This window comes from Mangrovibacter phragmitis, assembly GCF_040429585.1.
In the GTDB taxonomy this organism is placed as follows: Bacteria; Pseudomonadota; Gammaproteobacteria; order Enterobacterales; family Enterobacteriaceae; genus Mangrovibacter; species Mangrovibacter phragmitis.
Genome location: NZ_CP134782.1, coordinates 2,851,821 through 2,871,445, shown reverse-complemented (window position 1 = coordinate 2,871,445; position 19,625 = coordinate 2,851,821). Strand labels below are relative to the sequence as shown.

Annotated in this window: 15 protein-coding genes; 12 read left to right on the top strand and 3 right to left on the bottom strand. The window is 52.1% G+C overall.

What is annotated here, in order from left to right; genetic code table 11:
• Positions 1-5 precede the first annotated feature (5 nt).
• Positions 6-962 (bottom strand): transaldolase, encoded by a 957-nt coding sequence (gene tal / locus MPHASIOC01_RS13850; RefSeq protein WP_064595852.1) that lies wholly within the window; start codon positions 960-962, stop codon positions 6-8.
• A 274-nt stretch (positions 963-1,236) separates the two neighbouring features.
• On the opposite strand from tal, the gene maeB reads away from it, so the two are divergent.
• Entirely contained in the window at positions 1,237-3,516 is a 2,280-nt protein-coding gene (gene maeB / locus MPHASIOC01_RS13845; RefSeq protein ID WP_064595843.1) for an NADP-dependent oxaloacetate-decarboxylating malate dehydrogenase, read from the top strand.
• Between the two features lie 157 nt (positions 3,517-3,673).
• On the opposite strand, the gene hemF is transcribed toward maeB, so the two are convergent.
• Together hemF and amiA are read right to left on the bottom strand one after the other, a co-directional pair.
• Positions 3,674-4,576 (bottom strand): oxygen-dependent coproporphyrinogen oxidase, encoded by a 903-nt coding sequence (gene hemF, locus MPHASIOC01_RS13840; RefSeq protein WP_353614883.1) that lies wholly within the window; start codon positions 4,574-4,576, stop codon positions 3,674-3,676.
• Positions 4,577-4,579: 3 nt separating this feature from the next.
• The gene (amiA, locus tag MPHASIOC01_RS13835; RefSeq protein ID WP_064595840.1) at positions 4,580-5,455 is read right to left on the bottom strand and encodes an N-acetylmuramoyl-L-alanine amidase AmiA; all 876 of its coding nucleotides are present in this window, start codon (positions 5,453-5,455) and stop codon (positions 4,580-4,582) included.
• 218 nt (positions 5,456-5,673) lie between these two features.
• Between amiA and MPHASIOC01_RS13830 the strand changes: the two genes are divergently transcribed.
• The 11 genes from MPHASIOC01_RS13830 (at position 5,674) to MPHASIOC01_RS13780 (ending at position 19,620) form a co-directional block, all read left to right on the top strand.
• Positions 5,674-6,099 carry a GNAT family acetyltransferase gene (locus tag MPHASIOC01_RS13830; protein WP_064595839.1) on the top strand — a complete coding sequence of 142 codons (426 nt, stop codon included), beginning with the start codon at positions 5,674-5,676 and terminating at the stop codon, positions 6,097-6,099.
• Positions 6,100-6,245: 146 nt separating this feature from the next.
• Positions 6,246-6,701, top strand: coding sequence for a DUF2919 domain-containing protein (locus MPHASIOC01_RS13825; RefSeq protein WP_353614882.1), 456 nt, complete (start codon positions 6,246-6,248; stop codon positions 6,699-6,701).
• 43 nt (positions 6,702-6,744) lie between these two features.
• Positions 6,745-7,320, top strand: coding sequence for an RpoE-regulated lipoprotein (locus MPHASIOC01_RS13820; protein WP_064595837.1), 576 nt, complete (start codon positions 6,745-6,747; stop codon positions 7,318-7,320).
• A gap of 100 nt (positions 7,321-7,420) precedes the next feature.
• Positions 7,421-8,320: a Dyp-type peroxidase gene (locus tag MPHASIOC01_RS13815; protein ID WP_064595835.1), complete on the top strand. Its 900-nt coding sequence runs from the start codon at positions 7,421-7,423 to the stop codon at positions 8,318-8,320.
• Between the two features lie 524 nt (positions 8,321-8,844).
• Positions 8,845-10,182 (top strand): type VI secretion system baseplate subunit TssK, encoded by a 1,338-nt coding sequence (gene tssK / locus MPHASIOC01_RS13810; protein ID WP_353614881.1) that lies wholly within the window; start codon positions 8,845-8,847, stop codon positions 10,180-10,182.
• Positions 10,179-10,832 carry a type VI secretion system protein TssL, short form gene (gene tssL / locus MPHASIOC01_RS13805; RefSeq protein WP_064595831.1) on the top strand — a complete coding sequence of 218 codons (654 nt, stop codon included), beginning with the start codon at positions 10,179-10,181 and terminating at the stop codon, positions 10,830-10,832. Before tssK ends, tssL begins: the two co-directional genes overlap by 4 nt.
• Before the next feature lie 3 nt (positions 10,833-10,835).
• A complete protein-coding gene (locus tag MPHASIOC01_RS13800; RefSeq protein WP_064595829.1) occupies positions 10,836-12,530 on the top strand; it encodes an OmpA family protein in 1,695 nt (564 codons plus the stop codon).
• Between the two features lie 229 nt (positions 12,531-12,759).
• On the top strand, positions 12,760-15,279 hold the full coding sequence (locus MPHASIOC01_RS13795) for a type VI secretion system tip protein VgrG (protein ID WP_353614880.1): 2,520 nt from the start codon (positions 12,760-12,762) through the stop codon (positions 15,277-15,279).
• A 15-nt stretch (positions 15,280-15,294) separates the two neighbouring features.
• Positions 15,295-17,613 carry an ATPase gene (locus MPHASIOC01_RS13790; RefSeq protein ID WP_353614879.1) on the top strand — a complete coding sequence of 773 codons (2,319 nt, stop codon included), beginning with the start codon at positions 15,295-15,297 and terminating at the stop codon, positions 17,611-17,613.
• Between the two features lie 16 nt (positions 17,614-17,629).
• On the top strand, positions 17,630-18,619 hold the full coding sequence (locus MPHASIOC01_RS13785) for an SUMF1/EgtB/PvdO family nonheme iron enzyme (RefSeq protein WP_353614878.1): 990 nt from the start codon (positions 17,630-17,632) through the stop codon (positions 18,617-18,619).
• Positions 18,620-18,630: 11 nt separating this feature from the next.
• Positions 18,631-19,620, top strand: a complete 990-nt coding sequence (locus MPHASIOC01_RS13780; RefSeq protein ID WP_353614877.1) for an SUMF1/EgtB/PvdO family nonheme iron enzyme — start codon at positions 18,631-18,633, stop codon at positions 19,618-19,620.
• The last annotated feature ends 5 nt before the right edge of the window (positions 19,621-19,625 follow it).

Here is a 19,625-nt window from a genome sequence, read left to right as displayed (position 1 = left end):
ACCTGTTACTGCTGGTTTTTGGCTGCCAGTAAATCTTCCAGTTTGCGCTGGTCAGCGGCGAATAATCTTATTCCCTCCGCCAGTTTATCCGTTGCCATTTCATCCTGGTTTTGTTCCCAGCGGAATGCAGCTTCACTCAACGGTTGTGATGTTGAGAAAGTTTCAGAAGACGGGATCAATTTACGGATAACCGGTTCATCACTATTCTGCAATTCTTCCAGCAATGCCGGTGAAATGGTTAACCGGTCGCAACCGGCCAGGGCCAGAATTTGTTCAACACGACGGAAGCTGGCACCCATGATAATGGTCGGGTAACGGTGGCGTTTCATGTAATCATAAATATTACGCACCGATTTCACACCCGGGTCTTCTTCCACGATGTAAGGCGATAACGGTGTACGGGCCTGGAACCAGTCATAAATACGCCCGACAAAAGGCGAGATAAGAAAAACCCCTGCCTCAGCGCAGGCCCTGGCCTGAGCCAGTGAAAACAACAAAGTGAGATTACAGTGAATACCATCTCGCTCCAGGTGTTCTGCCGCGAGAATGCCTTCCCAGGTTGCCGCCAGCTTGATAAGAATACGCGACGTATCGAATCCCTGAGCGGCATACATTTCCACTAACTCATGTGCCTTACGAATGCTTTTTTGTGTATCGAAAGAGAGGTGCGCGTCCACTTCGGTAGAAACCCGGCCCGGGATATTTTTCAGAATTTCCGCACCAACATTAACTGCCAGTTTGTCGCAGGCGGCCTTAATTTGAACTTCCTGGGTTGTACCTTGCTGATTGCCCCAGGCCAGCGCATCTTCAATCAAATGTTGATATTGCGGCAAGCTGGCAGCCTTGAGCAACAAAGAAGGGTTGGTGGTTGCATCCTGCGGCTGGTAGTGCAGGATAGATGAGATGTCGCCACTGTCGGCGACGACGGTCGTAAACTGTTTAATTGCATCAAGTTGGTTCATGTTGACTTCTCCTGTATTCAGAACCGACGCTTTCTCCACACGCCAGGTAAAAAAGCGAGACCTGGTTTACAAAAAGAGTAGCAAACAACCCATGCAGTGGCTCTGCAGCCGGGTAACATACGATTTATAATTAGCTAACAAATCTTTGACTATTTTCAGGAATCTAACTGCCTTCAAAGTTTAGGTTGCACCGCCAGGTAATACTTGTCGGGCCTGGCGGGTTATATCGTACCGCTTCTTTTCATCGCCTGCTTGAAACTAACAGGATTACAAAATGGACGAACAACTAAAGCAAAGTGCTCTCGATTTTCATGAATTCCCTGTTCCGGGGAAAATTCAGGTTTCGCCAACCAAACCACTGGCAACCCAACGAGACCTCGCGCTGGCTTATTCACCTGGAGTGGCAGCACCCTGTCTGGAAATTGCCGAAAATCCACTTGCTGCGCATAAATATACTGCGCGTGGCAACCTGGTGGCAGTAGTTTCTAACGGTACAGCCGTTCTGGGGTTGGGGAATATCGGTGCACTGGCCGGAAAACCCGTAATGGAAGGTAAAGGCGTTCTGTTTAAAAAATTTGCCGGTATTGATGTGTTCGATATTGAAGTGGACGAACACGACCCGGATAAATTGATCGACGTGGTAGCGGCCCTGGAGCCAACGTTTGGCGGGATCAACCTGGAAGATATTAAAGCGCCTGAGTGTTTCTACATTGAGAAGAAACTTCGCGAACGCATGAAGATCCCTGTCTTTCATGATGATCAGCACGGTACGGCTATCATCTGCACCGCGGCGGTATTAAATGGTTTGCGGGTAGTGAAAAAGAATATTGGCGATGTTCGTCTGGTGGTTTCCGGGGCTGGAGCCTCCGCGATTGCCTGTATGAACCTGCTGGTGGCGCTGGGCATGCAGAAACACAATATTGTGGTGTGTGATTCCAAAGGCGTTATCTACCAGGGGCGTGATGCGAATATGGTGGAAACTAAAGCAGCCTACGCTGTGGTGGATGATGGCCGTCGTACACTGGATGATGTCATTGCCGGTGCTGATATTTTCCTGGGATGTTCTGGCCCGAAAGTTCTGACACAGGACATGGTGAAAAAAATGGCTGAAGCGCCATTGATTCTTGCCCTGGCGAACCCGGAGCCAGAAATTCTCCCACCACTGGCTAAAGAAGTTCGCGCCGATGCCATTATTTGTACAGGCCGCTCCGATTACCCCAACCAGGTGAACAATGTTTTGTGTTTCCCGTTTATTTTCCGCGGTGCGCTGGATGTGGGGGCCACGGCCATTAACGAAGAGATGAAACTGGCTGCGGTGCGTGCTATTGCTGAACTTGCTCATGCAGAGCAAAGCGAAGTTGTGGCATCGGCTTATGGCGACCAGGAGCTGAGTTTTGGCCCGGATTACCTGATCCCGAAACCTTTTGATCCCCGCCTGATTGTTAAGATTGCCCCAGCGGTGGCGAAAGCCGCGATGGATTCTGGTGTGGCTACACGCCCTATTGAAGACATGGACGCTTACCGGGAAAAACTGACTGAGTTTGTCTATAAAACAAACTTGTTCATGAAGCCTATTTTCTCTCAGGCGCGTAAAGACCCAAAACGTATTGTGCTGGCTGAAGGGGAAGAACCACGCGTTCTGCATGCTACACAGGAGCTGGTCACCCTTGGTCTGGCCCGCCCGATTCTGATTGGTCGCCCGGGCGTTATCGACATGCGTATCAAAAAACTGGGCCTGCAAATTGAACTGGGTAAGGATTTCGATATTGTTAACAATGAATCCGACCCGCGGTTTAAAGCCTACTGGACAGAATACTACAACCTGATGAAACGCCGTGGCGTGACTCAGGAACAGGCTCAGCGTACCGTTATCAGCAACACCACTGTGATTGGTGCGATTATGGTACATCGTGGTGAAGCAGATGGACTGATTTGTGGCACAGTAGGGGAATACCACGAACATTTCACCATTCTGGAAAAATTGTTTGGCTACCGTGATGAAGTGAAAGCAGCTGGGGCGATGAATGCGTTGTTGCTGCCCAGCGGTAACACCTTTATTGCTGACACTTACGTCAATGATGATCCCAACCCGGAACAACTAACAGAAATCACTTTGCTGGCGGCTGAAACAGTACGCCGGTTTGGGATTGAACCACGCGTGGCGCTGCTGTCGCACTCAAATTACGGATCTTCTGATGCGCCTGCCGCGATGAAAATGCGTGAGACCCTGAAACGAGTACGCGAGCGGGCACCTGACCTGATGATTGATGGTGAGATGCATGGCGATGCGGCGTTGACGGAAAGTATCCGCCATGAGCGGATGCCAGACAGCCCACTGAAAGGTGCGGCCAATATTCTCATCATGCCGAACATGGAGGCTGCACGTATCAGCTACAACCTGTTGCGGGTATCCAGCTCAGAAGGCGTCACCGTTGGGCCGGTACTGATGGGCATAGCCAAACCGGTGCATGTGCTGACACCTATTGCCTCTGTACGGCGTATTGTGAATATGGTGGCACTGGCTGTGGTGGAGGCGCAAACGTCACCTATTTAACCAACCCGGGGATACTTTGCTGTGGTTGCCTGTAACTCGGTAATCCGTAGCGTATCCCTGTTACTGAACTGGCACAGCCAGGTTTTATAACGCGCTTTACGTTTTACAACGTTGATGTCTGTTTGCCCCACTTTGTAGTGGGGCTTTTTTGGTGTTATTACAGCCACTCCCTGACGGGCAGAAAATCCGTATACAGCGCGGCCTCCGGGCTACCTTCTTCTGGTGACCAGTCATATTCCCAGCGCACTAATGGTGGCATGGACATTAAAATTGACTCCGTGCGCCCGCCACTTTGCAAACCAAATAACGTGCCACGGTCCCAGACCAGGTTAAATTCAACATAACGCCCGCGGCGGTACAACTGGAACTGGCGTTCACGTTCACCAAAGGGAATACCTTTACGCCGTTCAACAATGGGCAGGTAAGCCTGAGAGAAGCCTTCACCTACCGCCTGAGTAAAGCGAAAACACTGCCCGAAGTTGGGGGTGTTCAGGTCATCAAAAAATAAGCCGCCAATTCCCCGGGCTTCGTTACGGTGGCGCAGCCAGAAGTACTCATCGCACCATTTTTTATAACGTGGATACACCTCACTGCCAAATGGCGCACATAAGTCGTATGCAGTGCGATGCCAGTGCACGGCGTCTTCTTTAAAACCATAGAACGGCGTGAGGTCAAACCCGCCACCAAACCACCATACCGGGTCTGCTCCCGGTTTTTCTGCCATAAAAAAGCGCACATTGGCATGGCTGGTGGGCACGTAAGGGTTGTGAGGATGAACAACCAGCGAAACCCCCATAGCTTCAAAGCTCCGCCCGGCCAGTTCTGGCCGGTGCGCTGTAGCCGAGCCAGGCATTGTGTCGCCATGAACATGAGAGAAATTCACACCAGCCTGTTCAAACACAGTGCCGCGCAGCACACGGCTCCGCCCACCGCCGCCGCCCTCACGAACCCAGTTATCTTCACTAAACTCTGCTGTGTCCTGGGCGCTTAATTGCTGGCACAGGTGGTCCTGTAACCCCAGCAGCCAGTTTTTAACGGCATTGAAATCAGGCTGTTCCATAAGTTATCCGTGCCGCGTATGGGCTTTGTGGTTATCAAACCAGTTAAAGTAGCTGTCAACACCATCGGAAATGGCGGTGGCTATCTTTTTGCGAAACGCTGTGGTACCAAGCTGGCGCTCTTCAGCCGGGTTGGTGATAAACGACGTTTCAACCAGAACTGAAGGAATAGATGGTGATTTTAACACGACAAACGCGGCCTGCTCAGTATGGTTACTGTGCAGGTGGTGGATTGGTTTTATCTGGCGAATGATATGTGAGCCGAGCGTCAGACTGTTTTTAATCGTATCTGTCTGCACCAGGTCAAACAGCACCTGCTGTAAATAGTGGTCGCGGTCTTTTACTTGCTTACCGGCGACATCATCTGCAGCGTTTTCACGGTCGGAAAGATATTTCGCCATGGCACTACTGGCACCACGGTTGGAAAGTGCAAACACCGAAGCACCGGAAGCCTGTGGGCTGGTAAACCCATCGGCGTGAATGGATAAAAACAGGTCAGCGCCATGTTTGTGCGCTATCTCAACCCGGTCATACAGCGGAATAAACGTATCGGTAGTCCGGGTCAGACGGGCATCGAAACCTTTCTGGCGCAACATACCCCGCACATATTTGGCGATAGCCAGCACGACATGTTTTTCTTCCGAACCATGATGGCCAATGGCTCCTGAATCAATACCACCGTGCCCCGGGTCAATCATAACAATGCGCCGGGCGCGTATATGGCTGGTTTTTGCCTTGCTGTGGGCATTGTGTGTTTTCAGTGGCTGAGCCGTTTCTTTTGCAAGTGCTTTTGTAGTGCTTGCTACGGTCAGCGCCGCCAGGCCCGTCAGAAGTAACTGGCGGCGGGAAGTAAGTTGTTTAAGCAGTTTTAATTTACTCATGCGGCCTGAAATATATGCTAAGTGGATTCCTGAATTATTGTTATATCGTATCGTCAACACATGAACGACAATCGCCGCATTAAAAAAGTTTTACTTTTCATTTCAATGGATGACGGCCGGGCATTATGCCATTTTTACAACATAGATGTGTCTGATATTGGCTATTGCTGCGCTAACGTTCATAATCATCTCTTTGGGTTAACTTAGTGAGGATAACCATGGAGATACGCGTTTTTCGCCAGGACGACTTCGAAGAGGTGATCACCCTGTGGGAACGTTGTGATCTTTTGCGCCCATGGAATGATCCGGAAATGGATATTGAACGCAAGATGAATCACGACCCGGAGCTTTTTTTGGTAGCCGAAGTGGGTGGTGAAATCGTCGGTTCTGTCATGGGGGGTTATGACGGCCATCGCGGCGCAGCCTATTATCTGGGGGTTCACCCTGAATTCCGTGGGCGCGGTATTGCCAATGCATTATTGAATCGCCTGGAGAAAAAGTTAATTGCCCGAGGCTGCCCAAAAATTAATCTGATGGTGCGTGAAGAAAATGACAGTGTGCTGGCAATGTATGAACATTTAGGTTACGAAGTGCAGGATTCTATTAGCATGGGGAAACGTCTGATTGAAGACCAGGAATATTAAGCCTGTTCGTGCTGAATATTGTTATATTTCGTGGCGTTTTCTTACATCTGTTAGCAGGTGAATCACTCTTTTATCCTTTGTTTTAATAAGGGTAAAGCCCGTTGGTCACGGTGCTTATTTATCCCTTTGGCCCCAAGTTGAGTACCATGAAAAGTAAATATACTCAGGTTACGCCCGATGATTACGATGCTGCAGGGCGTTTGCGCTTACCTGTATTATTTTGGGGCGTGTTACTGCTACAGGCCCGAACCTGGGTATTGTTTATTATGGCTGGCGCCTCCCGCCAGCAAGGTGATACCTTACTTACGCTTTTTTACCCCGATCATCAGGCATTCTGGGGCGGCTTATTAATGGGGCTGCCTGCGCTCGCGGGTTTTTTCTTATGTGCATGGCGCCAGCATTTTCTGAGGCTTTGGCACCATGCATACTGGGTTTTGCTGGTGGCTCAGGTGGTTATCATGTGCCAGACGGCGCGCCATTTTTTTCAGGACGATGCCAGTTCACTGGTATCGTTGCTGTTTTGTGTTGCTGACTCGGTTGCGCTTTTCTGGTGGGTGACAAACCCCCGCTTACGGCGGTGCTTTTTTGCACCCATGGAGTAAAGCCTGAAGTACAGCAATACAAGCAGGATAAGGAACCTTGTAAATGAATAAACAACGCATTCTGATTTGTGCAATACCGCTGTTGTTGAGTGGTTGTGCCTCTTTCTCCTCCTTTCAGTGGTCTTCTCTTGCCCCATGGAACTGGTTTGGCAGTGATTTATCTGTAACAGAGCAAGGGCTTGGCACACTGACCGCCAGTACGCCATTAACCAGTGAAAGGATCAGTGCTGCTATTGGTAGTGGCTACCACTTGCGTGAAGGAATGAAAATGCAAAGTGGCGAAGTGGTGCGCTACTTTGAAGCGCTCAAAGATAGCAAGGTGATGTTAGTCATTAGTGGCGACAAAGGTGCTCTGGCGCGTATTGTGGTTACCGACCCTTCAATCACCAGTGACACCGGGGTGGAGATAGGTTCTCCCTTTAGTAAAATTTTTGACAAAGCACAGGGGCACTGTCTGGCCGGAACCGGAGATGAACGGGGAAATGTAGATTGCCAGGCTCCCGGCAGCCAGCATATTCATTATATCTTCAGTGGTGAATGGCAGGGGCCGGAAGGGCTTATTCCACCGGATGAGACACTCAGGAACTGGACTGTTTCGCAAATTGTATGGGCGCGATGAAACCCTGATTTGCGCAGTCGCAAAAAGTGTTACTCAAAAAAGAATATAATCATGCCCAAAAGTGCCGCATCAGGCGGCGCAATTTTATTCAGGAGGCGTTATGTCTGAGGCACAAAGTGGTATTTTGCCTGAACATTGTCGGGCCGCAATCTGGCTGGAAGGCCGGGTTCAGGGAGAGGTTGGCGCATTACGCGAAGCGAGCAAACGCTTCAGCGAAAAATTGGGTGAACTGGAAGCACAGTTCCCGGATGCGCATTTGGGCGCGGTTGTGGCATTTGGGCATGACACCTGGCGTGAATTAAGTGGCGGCAAAGGCGCAGAAGAGCTGAAAAACTTTACCCCTTTAGGCAAAGGGCTGGCACCCGCAACTCAGCACGATGTAATGATTCATATTATGTCATTGCGCCATGACGTGAATTTTACTGTGGCGCAGGCTGTGGTGTCATTGTTCAGCCCTGTGGTGAATTTTGTCGAAGAAACTCATGGCTTTCGTTGGGTTGAAGACCGTGACCTGAGCGGCTTTGTCGATGGTACAGAAAACCCGGCAGGTGACGCGCTTCGCCGTGAAGTCGCTGTTATCAATAGCGGCATTGATGCGGGTGGCAGCTATGTTCTGGTGCAACGTTGGGAGCACAACCTGGAACAACTGAACCACATGGCGGTTTCTGAGCAGGAAATGGTGTTTGGGCGAACCAAAGTCGCTAATGAAGAAATTGACCCGGATGAGCGCCCGGTGACTTCGCACCTGACCCGTGTTGATTTGAAAGAAGACGGCAAAAGCATGAAAATTGTGCGCCAGAGCCTGCCTTATGGCACCGCCAGTGGTACTCATGGCCTCTATTTTTGTGCTTACTGCGCACGGCTACACAACATTGAAGCACAACTGTTGAGTATGTTTGGCGAGGCAGACGGAAAACGCGATGCGATGTTGCGTTTTACCCGGCCTGTTACCGGGGGCTACTATTTCGCGCCTTCGCGTGAGCGCCTGGCTAACCTGTAATTGACATTGCATAACACACCGGCGTGTGAAAAGCCGGTGTGGAATAAGCGAACGCTCAAATACACACACCAAAAAAAGATTTTTCTTTTCCGTGCTCTGGTAAAAATAAGCCTGAATCACTAACCTGGTGCTCAGGGTTGTGATCCGGTAAATCAGCCTGCTGAACCTGTGCTTACGGTTTTCACCTGGTAAAGTCCCTCCTCACCTGAAAATAGCCCTTCTCAAAGCTGACCACTTTTAGGTTCCACGTTCCTGTAATCCCCCGCTAAAACACTTGTGTGCATTTTCTAAGCCAGTGGTTATGGTTTTGCGTTACCTATTTTTCTTATCTCCGTTTTTTGCATAAGATTTTTTTGGTGTTTAAGTCTAAGGAATTCCTTATTTACAATACAAAGATCTAAATATTTGATCAAAAATATAATGTTGCTCTATTATCACTGTCGCTGTGTGAAACCTATACACAGCTTCCGGCCGCGTCTGGTCAACAGAAATCAGGCGTGACAGTAAGGTGAAGGAGAACAGGGATGAAGATTTATCGCCCGCTTTGGGAAGACGGGGCCATACTGGCACCACAGCAGTTTCAGCAGCAGGCTAACTGGCAAGAGTATCTGGTTGATTCGCAGGCCCGTATGGGGGTTTCGCACCCGTGGGGCGTAGTGGCTGCTGAATTTGATGACTCTGCGCTGGAGGTGTCGCGCCTGAATATGACACGCCTGGTGGTGCGGTTTCAGGATGGTACTCTTGTGGATACAGGTCTTGCAGACAATCTGCCGCCAGTTTGCGAGATACCTTCTGTAACCGGAATCGAAGCCATTGAGGTAGTCGCAGCGTTACCGTTATTAAGTGCCAGTGGGGGTAATCTGGCAGCCGGGCAGGGCAGTGATCGTCCACAGCGCTGGAAGTCCGAGCGGGTTGTGGTACAGGACCTGGCAGGCCATGAGCGCACAGAACTGGCCGTATTGCGCCATGCCATCACCCTGCGGTTGTCTGGCCAGGAAAATACCGCATACCTGACCTGTCCGGTTGCCCGTCTGGTGCGCAACGCCCAGGGGCAGTGGTGCCGTGACAGCGCATTTATCCCACCATTACTCTCTGTTGCAGCAAGCCCCATCCTGGTTTCAGCCCTGAATGAACTGCTGGTACGTTTGCAGGCCCGCCGCCGTCGCCTGATGGCAATGCGTCGTGAGAGCAATGCACGTATGGCCGATTTTGCGGTGGCGGATGTGTCCCTGTTTTGGTTGCTTAATGCCCTGAACAGTGCTGAGCCTGTACTGGCTGCGTTGCTACAGGCGCCATCGCACCATCCGGAGTTGTTCTACCGTGAACTGGTGCGCCTCGCGGGCAGTCTGCTCACCTTCTCACTGGCGCATGAAGCCGCCGATATTCCCGCATATCAGCATGATGTGCCTGAACAGGTGTTTCCCCCGTTACTGGCACTGCTCGACAAACTGCTGGAAGCCAGCCTGCCATCGCGGGTTATCAGTATTCAACTTGAGCATGCCGACCAAATCTGGAAAGGCTCCCTGCATGATGCCCGCCTGCGAGAGGGGGCAGATTTTTACCTCTCTGTACGCGCGTCTGTGCCCAATCATGAGTTACAGGTGAAATTCCCACAACTGTGTAAGGCAGGCAGTTTTGGTGATGTGTCTGATGTAGTGAATGTGGCGCTGAGTGGCATCGTCATCATTCCGCTTTCCCATGTTCCCGCCGCTATTCCATTACGCCTGGAGAATCAGTATTTCGCGCTGGATCTGCACTCGGATGCCGCAAGAGAAATGCTGGTAACAGGCAACTGCTCTTTTTACACCCCGGCTTCACTGGGAGATGTGCAACTTGAACTTTACGCGGTACTGCGCACATGAATAAAACTGAACAACGCGAGCTCGAACGTATCTTCTACCCGGGGTGGCTGATGGCCAGCCAGCTACGTAGTGGTCAGGTGGTGCATGATGGCAAAGGTCTCTATCGCCGGGCATGCCAGGTGGTAGAAGAGGCGCGAACAGCGCTTACTGAAGCGGGTTACAGTGATACCCGACGTGACCATATGGTCTATGCCCTGTGCGCACTGCTTGATGAGAGTGTGATGAACAGGGGAACAACTGATGACGGCTACCAGGCCTGGTACCACGACCCGTTACAGGCACATTTCTTTGGCTCACTGAATGCGGGTGAGGCGGTGTGGGCGCTTATTCGTGAAAAGCGCAATGATCCCGAGCCAGATACCGCAGTCCTCACCTGTCTGTATCGCACATTACAACTTGGGTTTGTCGGGCACTATCGCTCGCAAGATGATGAACAGCGCGAGGACGTAGTCAAAGCACTTGGCGAGCGGGTTCCCGGGTTCACCCAGGCTCAGGATGCACCCATTGTGGTCATGCCTTCTCAACAGCACAGCAACAGGCATAGCTACTGGTTGTTCTGGGTAGCCGGGGCCGGGGTGCTGGCTGCATTGTGGTTTGTGCTTTCCTCCTCTCTCACTAAACTGGTTAACCAGATAATCCTGCCGGGGTAAACGATGCGTGATCTTTACCCGCGGCTGTTAACCGCACTCGGCGCAGTGCTTGCATTGTGGCTTATTCTGGGCTTTTGGCCGCTTTCCGAAGCCAGCAAGGCTGTGCTTAGTCTGTTGGTTGTGCTGGTGTGTGGTGTCATGCTCTGGCGCCAGCAGGGAACTAACCGGGCACTGGCAACCAGGGTTAAGGGCACCAGGCAGGAACACTTACCGCCGGAAGGCTACCAGGGCGCTGTCATTCTGGTTTGTGGCGATAATACGGCCTTGTTCGCCCCTGATTCCTGGCAGCGTGAAACCTGCCACGGCTGGTATTTGCGTGTGGAGGATGCGCCACAATTACCATTGTTGGTACAACTCTTCAATCAGTACCGCCCTGCACTGGTACCACAACTCTCTATTTTGCTGGCAACCTTTCCAGAGCACCATTGCTGCGAAGGCGATTTCATCCACCGCCTGCGCGGGTGGCAGCGCGCGGTGGGGCAGTGCCATTTACCCCTGGGCTGCGCACTTCCTTTATGGGGTGTCACCTGGGTGTCGCCGCCAGTGGCTGGTACGTGGGCAGAGCCAGTCTGGTTTTCAGCCCTCAACCACCATCCGGAAATGCAGGTGCACCAGCCCGGCCAGGTGAACCTGCCGTTATCTCAGTGGGTGAATGATGCACACGGCCGTTCACGCCAACCATGCGTGAGCATGGCGCTGTGGCTGGGCAGCCTGTTGGCCTGGCGCGAACGCACCATCCAGCCGGTATTGTCGGTGCCAGCAGGGGATTTACCCGCTCTGGAATTCTGCCAGCAGGGCGTTTGCGTGGCACCAGTGCAAGGTGAGCAGAGTAATCTGTGGCAGCAGCATATCGCTTCATACACCACACTGCCGCCAGGTGCTGCTGCCACTGAATCTTCATTACCTTTACCGGACTTGTTTTTGCCTGAGTTACCACACCGCCCGGGTATTACACCGCAATCGGTTTTCTGGCGTTATGCCGGGTTACTGGGCGGCGCTTTTCTTGCCCTGGCGATGCTGGCATCCTGGGTGAACAACCAGCAATTTATCCGTGATATTGGGGACCACCTCGCCCTGTACCAACGCACTTCTGGTGAATGGGCTGAGCCCGTGTTACGCGCACAGCAACGCCTGCAGGCTGATGCCGCTCAATTGGGCACCTGGCAGCGCCAGGGTGTGCCACAGCGTTATAGCCTGGGCCTTTATCAAGGCGAGCGCCTGTTACCGCTACTGGAAGCGGCGCTTACCGACAAAGCTCCACTGCCATTACCTCATCCTGTTGTCACAACCACTATTCCTGAGCCAGAGACTCTGAACCTGGACAGCCTGTCGCTGTTCGATTCCGGGAAATACAAACTCAAACCTGGCTCCACTTCTGTGCTGGTGAGTGCGCTGGTTGCTATTCGGGAAAGACCTGGCGGGTTGGTTGTTATTGCCGGGCACACGGATAACACCGGCAATCCAGCGCATAACCAGTTGCTCTCGCTGAAGCGTGCCGAAGCAGTGCGTGACTGGATGCGCGATACCGGTGGGGTGCCGGAAAGCTGCTTTGCAGTGCAGGGCTATGGTGAAAGCCGCCCTGTCGCACCGAACGGCACACCGGAAGGGCGGGCACGCAACCGCCGGGTTGAAATCACGCTGTTACCCGGGGCTAATGCCTGCCAGATACCGGGTTCAAACATAAATACAGCAGCATAACGCACTACCCAACATCCCCAACAGCTGCCATGTGGGGCTCACAACCCGGAAACCACGCCTGATGTGCTTTGGCTCCCAGTGAAGGGGAAAGCAACGGGCGGTAGCGTGCCTGCAGGGGCGCCGCACAAATGAAACGTTCAGATGCCCGCTCCTGCTACTTACCCGGCCCGGCGGCTGGGTAGCGGCCCGCATCAAGAGCAACCTTACTGATATAAAGGGAGTTAACACCATGAATCTGACAGGGATGCGCAACACGCTCACCCGCAACACCCTGAACCGCTACCGCCTCACCATACCTTCCTGCAGCGCTGACACCGATGTGGAAGATTTCCGTGGCGAAGAGGCGATGAGCGCGCTTTACCGCTACACCATCAGGTTTACCAGTACCGACAAAAACATTGATGCCCGCCAGCTCCTGGCCAAACCCGCAACACTGACGATGGGCGCAGGCAACCTGCTTTCCCTGGCAGACCGCAAAGTGGTGCACGGGGTTATCACGCATTTCACCCGCACCGGCGGCTCTGCAGATGAAGCGAAGTACAGCATTGTACTGGAACCTTTTATTGCACTGCTGGCTAACCAGTTCCGTACTCACCGCTTTTTCGTCAACAAATCGGTGCCGGAAGTGGTGGCAGAGGTCCTGCGGGAGCACCGCCTGAATGGCTGGGAATATGAGTTTATCCTCAGCCACGACTACCCGAAACGTGAACAGATTAACCAGTACCAGGAAAACGACCTGGCGTTTATTGAGCGCCTGCTGGCTGAACTGGGGATTTTTTACTTCTTCACCCTGCACCCGGAAACACAAACCGAAGTGGTGAACTTTGCCGACAGGCCGGGCGCCTGGTTCTTCGGGAAAAAACTGCCGTTAAACAGCCCGTCCGGCGCTAACGATAATGGCGCAGACTCGGTATGGGATGTTCATGTTACGCAGAATGTGGCGGTGCGCTCGGTTACCGCCGGTGACTACAACCACCGTGAAGCACAACGGGTGTTGCTCTCGGAGCCCGCCGACATGACCCGGGGCGACGGCGAGGGTGTCACCTGGGGGGATGTCTACCACCACCGGCCACGGCACCAGGCGCGCGGAGATAACATTAACCCGGCGCCTGAAACCGGCCACTTCTGGGCGCGCCTGGAGCATGAACGCTTTTTATCAGACCAGACCCGGGTAACGGGCCGCAGCACCGACCATACACTCAGCCCGGCGCAGGTTCTGGTTATCACTGAGGCGGCCATGCCACCCACACTGCCCCGGGAAACAGAAAACGGCGTGGTGATTATCAGCACGGTTTACACCGCCAGCCGCCAGAACGCCCTGCAGGTGGCGTGGTCAGCCATGCCTTTCTTTGAGAACCGCTGCTGGCGCCCGGCGGCGAGGCCTCGCCCGGTGGTCAGTGGCACCCTGATGGCGCGGGTGACCAGCGCCAAACCCGACGACATCTACGCCTGGCAGGATGCCTCGGGCCTGTACCGGGTAAAGTTTGATGCCGACCGCGACGACAAACGCAAAGGTATGGAAAGTATGCCGGTGCGTCTGGCGAAACCTTATAGCGGGCACAAATATGGTTTCCACTTCCCGCTGGTTCAGGGCACCGAAGTGGCGATAGCCTTTCACGAAGGCGACCCGGACCGGCCGTATATCGCCCACGCCCTGCATGACTCCCGGCATATTGACCCGGTTACAGAACTGAACAGCACCCGCAATGTGGTGAGAACCGCAGGGCGGAATAAGCTGCGCATGGAAGACAAGCGCGGAGCGGAACACGTCAAACTCAGCACTGAATACGGCGGCAAGACCCAGCTGAACCTGGGCCACAATGTGAATGCTGAAAGAAAACGGCGTGGCGAAGGGGCGGAGTTGCGTACCGACAGGCATGTTGCCATCCGCGGTGGCGCCGGGGTGTTTATTACGGCAGATAAGCAGCCGAAAGCCCAGGGCGACATGCTGGATATGAATGCTGCAGTTGCACAATTACAAAATGCATTACAACTGGTCACCGCCCTTGCTCAGAGCGCCGGTACATCTGGTGCACTGGATGCAGATATTGCTGCGCAGCAACACCTTGCGCGGGTTTTGAATCAGCTAAAAGAAGCGGGGTTGTTGCTGTCTGCTCCGGCTGGGGTGGCGGCCGTTACGCCGGAGAGTATTCAGCTTTCCGCAGGGAAAACCTTCACAGCGACAGCCGGTGAAAATGCGGATGTGACCGTATTCAAAAGATTCACTGTCGCCGCAGGTGAGGCAATCAGTTTATTTGCGCACAAGTTGGGGTTGAAGATCTTTGCCGCCCGTGGCCGGGTGGATATCCAGGCGCAGTCAGGTGCCATGCAGCTTCAGTCTGACCAACAGATGTTAATTAACAGTGCCAAAGGCGAAATAGTACTCAATGCTGCACAAGGTATCACGCTGACCAGTACCGGAGGCGCTTATATCAAAATTAAGGATGGCGCGGTTGAAATAGGCGCGCCAGGTAAAATCAGCCTGAACAGCCCCATGCTTGACTGGGGCGGCCCGGCTTCGCTGGAGCGGGCGCTGATGCCTGCTGTAGCGGCAGATCCGCAATATCAGTTTCCTGTGAGTGGTGGGTTTCAGGTGGTGGATCGGGAAAACCGGCAACCGAAAGCCTGGATTGCTTATCGTATCGAAACCCCGGAGGGGAAAGTGTTGCGCGGCATAACGGATGAAAATGGCTGTACGCAGCAACATTATGGTATTGACCCTAAAAATATTAAATTATTTTTTGAATAATAAGGTGAACTGGGTATGGATGCTCAAAATAACGCTGACGCTGAATGCCAGCTGAATAAATCTGAGAACAATATTGTTCAGGTGTGCCATGAATCCGGGGTGCTTTATTTTCGCCCGGAAACAGAAGAAATTATTGTTGTTCCTGCGCTGGACGCAGGGGATTTTGAAACCCATTGTCTGGATATGTTAGGCCGTGTTGATGAGTATCATCAAGCCAGCCACGCTTATTCAACTGCAATTGAAAAATATGGCCAGCAAAGGCAGTTACCTGGTGTCAGTACTGAACCACAGGCAGCTGAAGTTATTGCCGCAGAGCTTCTGCTGGAAAACAAGCGTGCAGCCTTGCTGGATAAACTTAAAGATGGTGAAACCAGTAATATGGGGTACCAGGATGTTGTGGAATTACTTCCCTTACTCGACACCCGTAAACGGGGTGGCGGGAAGCACCTGGGAAAACGTTATGTTTACGCCAGCCAGCGCTATTTCTCTGAACGTTCCGCTGGCCGTTCGCAGAGCGGGGCTAAGAAAAAGTGGCATAGCGTTACCCTGAAAAATAAAGATACCGCAACAGGGCAGGGTAGCATTTATTCTGTTGACAGCAAAGGCCGGCGAACAATAGATACGAAAAAAATGAAAGAGCAATTTTCTCAGGGAATATTGCCAAAAATAAAAATCGAACTTAAAGATTATGTGAATCTGGATGATTACAACCTGGATGAAACATTATTTGGCTGGGCAGAAAGCTGGAATGAAAGCCTGACAGGGTCACATACCTTTGATAACGGTATTGAAGTATCTGGCGCTGCCCAGTTTATGCGTTTTATTTCCAATGTTGGTGCTGCGGCAGAATTTAACCCTGGTGAAGGGCATGTCAGTATTAAAGGCGAAGCGACGGCCTCCCTCTCTGTGGCTTCCGGTATTGGCCGGGCTGTGTTCTATATTCCGGACCGGCTGGGCTGGGATTTGCGCTATGTGCCTGGTGAAGAAGAGACCACACCGCTACTGGTGGGCCTGAATATGGGGGTCATCCGCCTTTATATTGAAAATCAGCTGATTGGTTTTGTGGGGGCGTCCGCACAACTGGCAGCCCAGCTTCAGGTTATGGTTAAAGATGATGAACAACAGATTGTTGCCGGTCTGCCACAGGGCAGGCTGCCGCGTTTCCAGGAGCGTCAGGGCGGCAGGAGCGGGCAATTTTATAAACAAATGAAGCAAGAGGAGGAAGGGGCCTCGGTCACGGCTGAGCTGTTTGCCGGTGCCCGGGCAGAATATTCGCTTCAGGGGGCAGTTCAGTGGCTGAAACCCACGGCACCGCCTTCATTAACCGCCACCACAGTGGCCAAAACAGTGGGCGAATTTACGGATTTCGCCACCATTGGCGCCAGTATTGCCGGGCTGGCTGGTATCGGTGCCGGGGCGAAATTTCATTGTACTTTCATTAACGGAAAGTTTTGCTTTAAAGTTGCCGCCAGCCTGTGTTGTGGTGTAGGGGCCAAAGGGGCGTTTATTTGCGAGGTGGCAGGTAAAACCCTGGTGGAATTTGGTGCCTGGCTGGCCTATCAACTCTTTGCTCTGGATTACCGTTTTTTTGAACTGGTTGCTGAACCGGCATTTGAAACATTTACCCGTATATGTGTTATGCAGATTGCGGATATAACGAAAGATATCTACCAGACGTATAACAAAGTTGAATCGAGTCTGTTATCTGTTGCGGATGAATTCAGATCGTTCATCATCCGTATACTTGATGAAAGTCAAAATATTATCGAAGCCTCTAAAAAAAGAAATCAGTTAGCCAAAAATATTATTAGTAACCCCCAGCAGTTATTAACCTTCACGCCAGAAGCTAAAGGTATTTTATTATATCTGTTAACCCGCCACGGCAAGTGGGACCATGTGGATTTGGCTAACCGTGGCCGGTTGTTACTGGATATCTACTCTGAGCGCAAAGAAGCGGTTATTCAGGTGCTGTACAGCATTCAGACCCGCCGTGAGTGGCGCAAAGTTATGTGCCACCGTACCCGGGATGGCTCCAGCCTGGTACAAAATGGAGACGAAGCAGCGGCAGTGGAAATACAGGCGCGCCAGTTGCGTGAATTCCTGCAGGAGGGCTTTAACCGCGACCAGGATATGAAGCGCCATGCAGCAGAGCTGGCGGCGCAGGAGTTAACCACAATCTATAACCGCCTGAAAACCGGGAATGAGCTTTCCTGGGGCTATGCACTGGCAATGAATAATACCCCCTGGTATAACCTGAACCGCATGCCGAACCCCCACTTCCCGCAACGCTGTGTATTTGGCCCCTGTGAATCAACCGGGGCATTAATAGTGTAACTATAAGGATATAGCAATGAATAAATATACCATTGGGCTGCTGGCCCCTTTATTTCTGAGTGCCTGCGATAACCATCCGGCCACAACTTCGGCTGCCACTGCCGCACAAAATCAACAATCCAGCCCCGAACTGCAAAATATGCTGCACCAGGTAAAACAGAACCTGGTGTTTGTGGAAGGCGGTGATTTTCTGATGGGGGATTTTGGCCGGGAATATGGGCCGGAAAAACTGCGCTATGACGCCAATAAAGACAGCAAGCCGCTGCATAAAGTCACGCTGAGCAGTTACTCCATCAGCCAGTTTAAAACCACCAACCAAGAATACCAATTTTATCTGAATATTAAAAAGTTACATTTAAAAAAATCAAAAAATTTTCTTACTCAGGAGATCTGGGATTCACTGAATAAATTACCCAACACCCCGGCGCATGTGGACTGGTATGAAGCCGAACAATACTGTGCCTGGCTGGGGGAAGTCAGTGGCCTGCCTTTTGCCCTGCCAACGGAAGCACAGTGGGAGTACGCCGCCCGCAGCCGGGGGCAGTTTTTTATTGTCGGCACTAACAGTGGCGTGCTGGAAATGGACAGCATTCACCGGGGAATTAATATTTCAGGTTCATCGGACCGGAAAGAGTTTGCCCAGCAAATGGGGCTGAAAGGTGGCACCATGGCGGCGATGCCCGTAGACCGTTACCCGCCCAACCCGCTAGGGCTTTACGATATGGCAGGGAATGGCTATGAATGGATGCAGGACTGGTATGACCCGGACTACTACCAGCACTCCCCGGCAGTTAACCCCCGGGGGCCGGAAAAACCGATCTATAAGCGTTTGGAAGGGATTTATGATACGGAGCCTCAGTATACCAAAGTACTCCGCGGGGCGGGGTATTCTGGTCCATTTGAAGGGTTAACCATTGTCCGGTCTAAACAAAGTCCGGGAACAAAACTGATAGATGATAAAACCGTTCGTTGTGTGGTCAACAGCCCGAATCCCGTAAAACCGTAACGGAGTCAATAATGAACAAAAGGACTTTTCTGTTGCTGGCCCTTTTATTTCTGAGTGCCTGCGATAACCATCCGGCCACAACTTCTGCTGCCACTGCCGCGCAAAATCAACAATCCAGCCCCGAACTGCAAAATATGCTGCACCAGGTAAAACAGAACCTGGTGTTTGTGGAAGGCGGTGATTTTTTGATGGGGGATTTTGGCCGGGAATATGGGCCGGAAAAACTGCGCTATGACGTTAATAAAGACAGCAAGCCGCTGCATAAAGTCACGCTGAGCAGTTACTCCATCAGCCGGTTTAAAACCACCAACCAGGAATACCAGCTCTACCTTAAATTAAATAATCTGTCATTAAGGAAAGTTGATAATGAGCTGACTCAGGAGCGAAGAGATTCACTGAATCAATTACCCAACACCCCGGCGCATGTGGACTGGTATGAAGCCGAACAATACTGTGCCTGGCTGGGGGAAGTCAGTGGCCTGCCTTTTGCCCTGCCAACGGAAGCACAGTGGGAGTACGCCGCCCGCAGCCGGGGGCAGTTTTTTATTGTCGGCACCAACAGCGGCGTGCTGGAAATGGACAGCATTCACCGGGGAATTAATATTTCAGGTTCATCGGACCGTGAGGAGTTTGCCCAGCAAATGGGGCTGAAGGGAGGGATTATGGTGGCGATGCCTGTAGACCGTTACCCGCCCAACCCGCTGGGGCTTTACGATATGGCAGGGAATGGCTATGAGTGGATGCAGGACTGGTATGACCCGGACTATTACCAGCACTCCCCGGCAGTTAACCCCCGGGGGCCGGAAAAACCGATCTACAAGCGTTTAGTAGACATTGATGATACGGAGCCTCAGTATACCAAAGTACTCCGCGGGGCGGGTTTCTCTGGTCCATTTGAAGGGTTAACCATTGTCCGGTCTAATCAAAGTCCGGGAACAAAAATAATAGATGATAAAACCGTTCGTTGTGTGGTCAACAGCCCGAATCCCGTAAAACCGTAACGGAG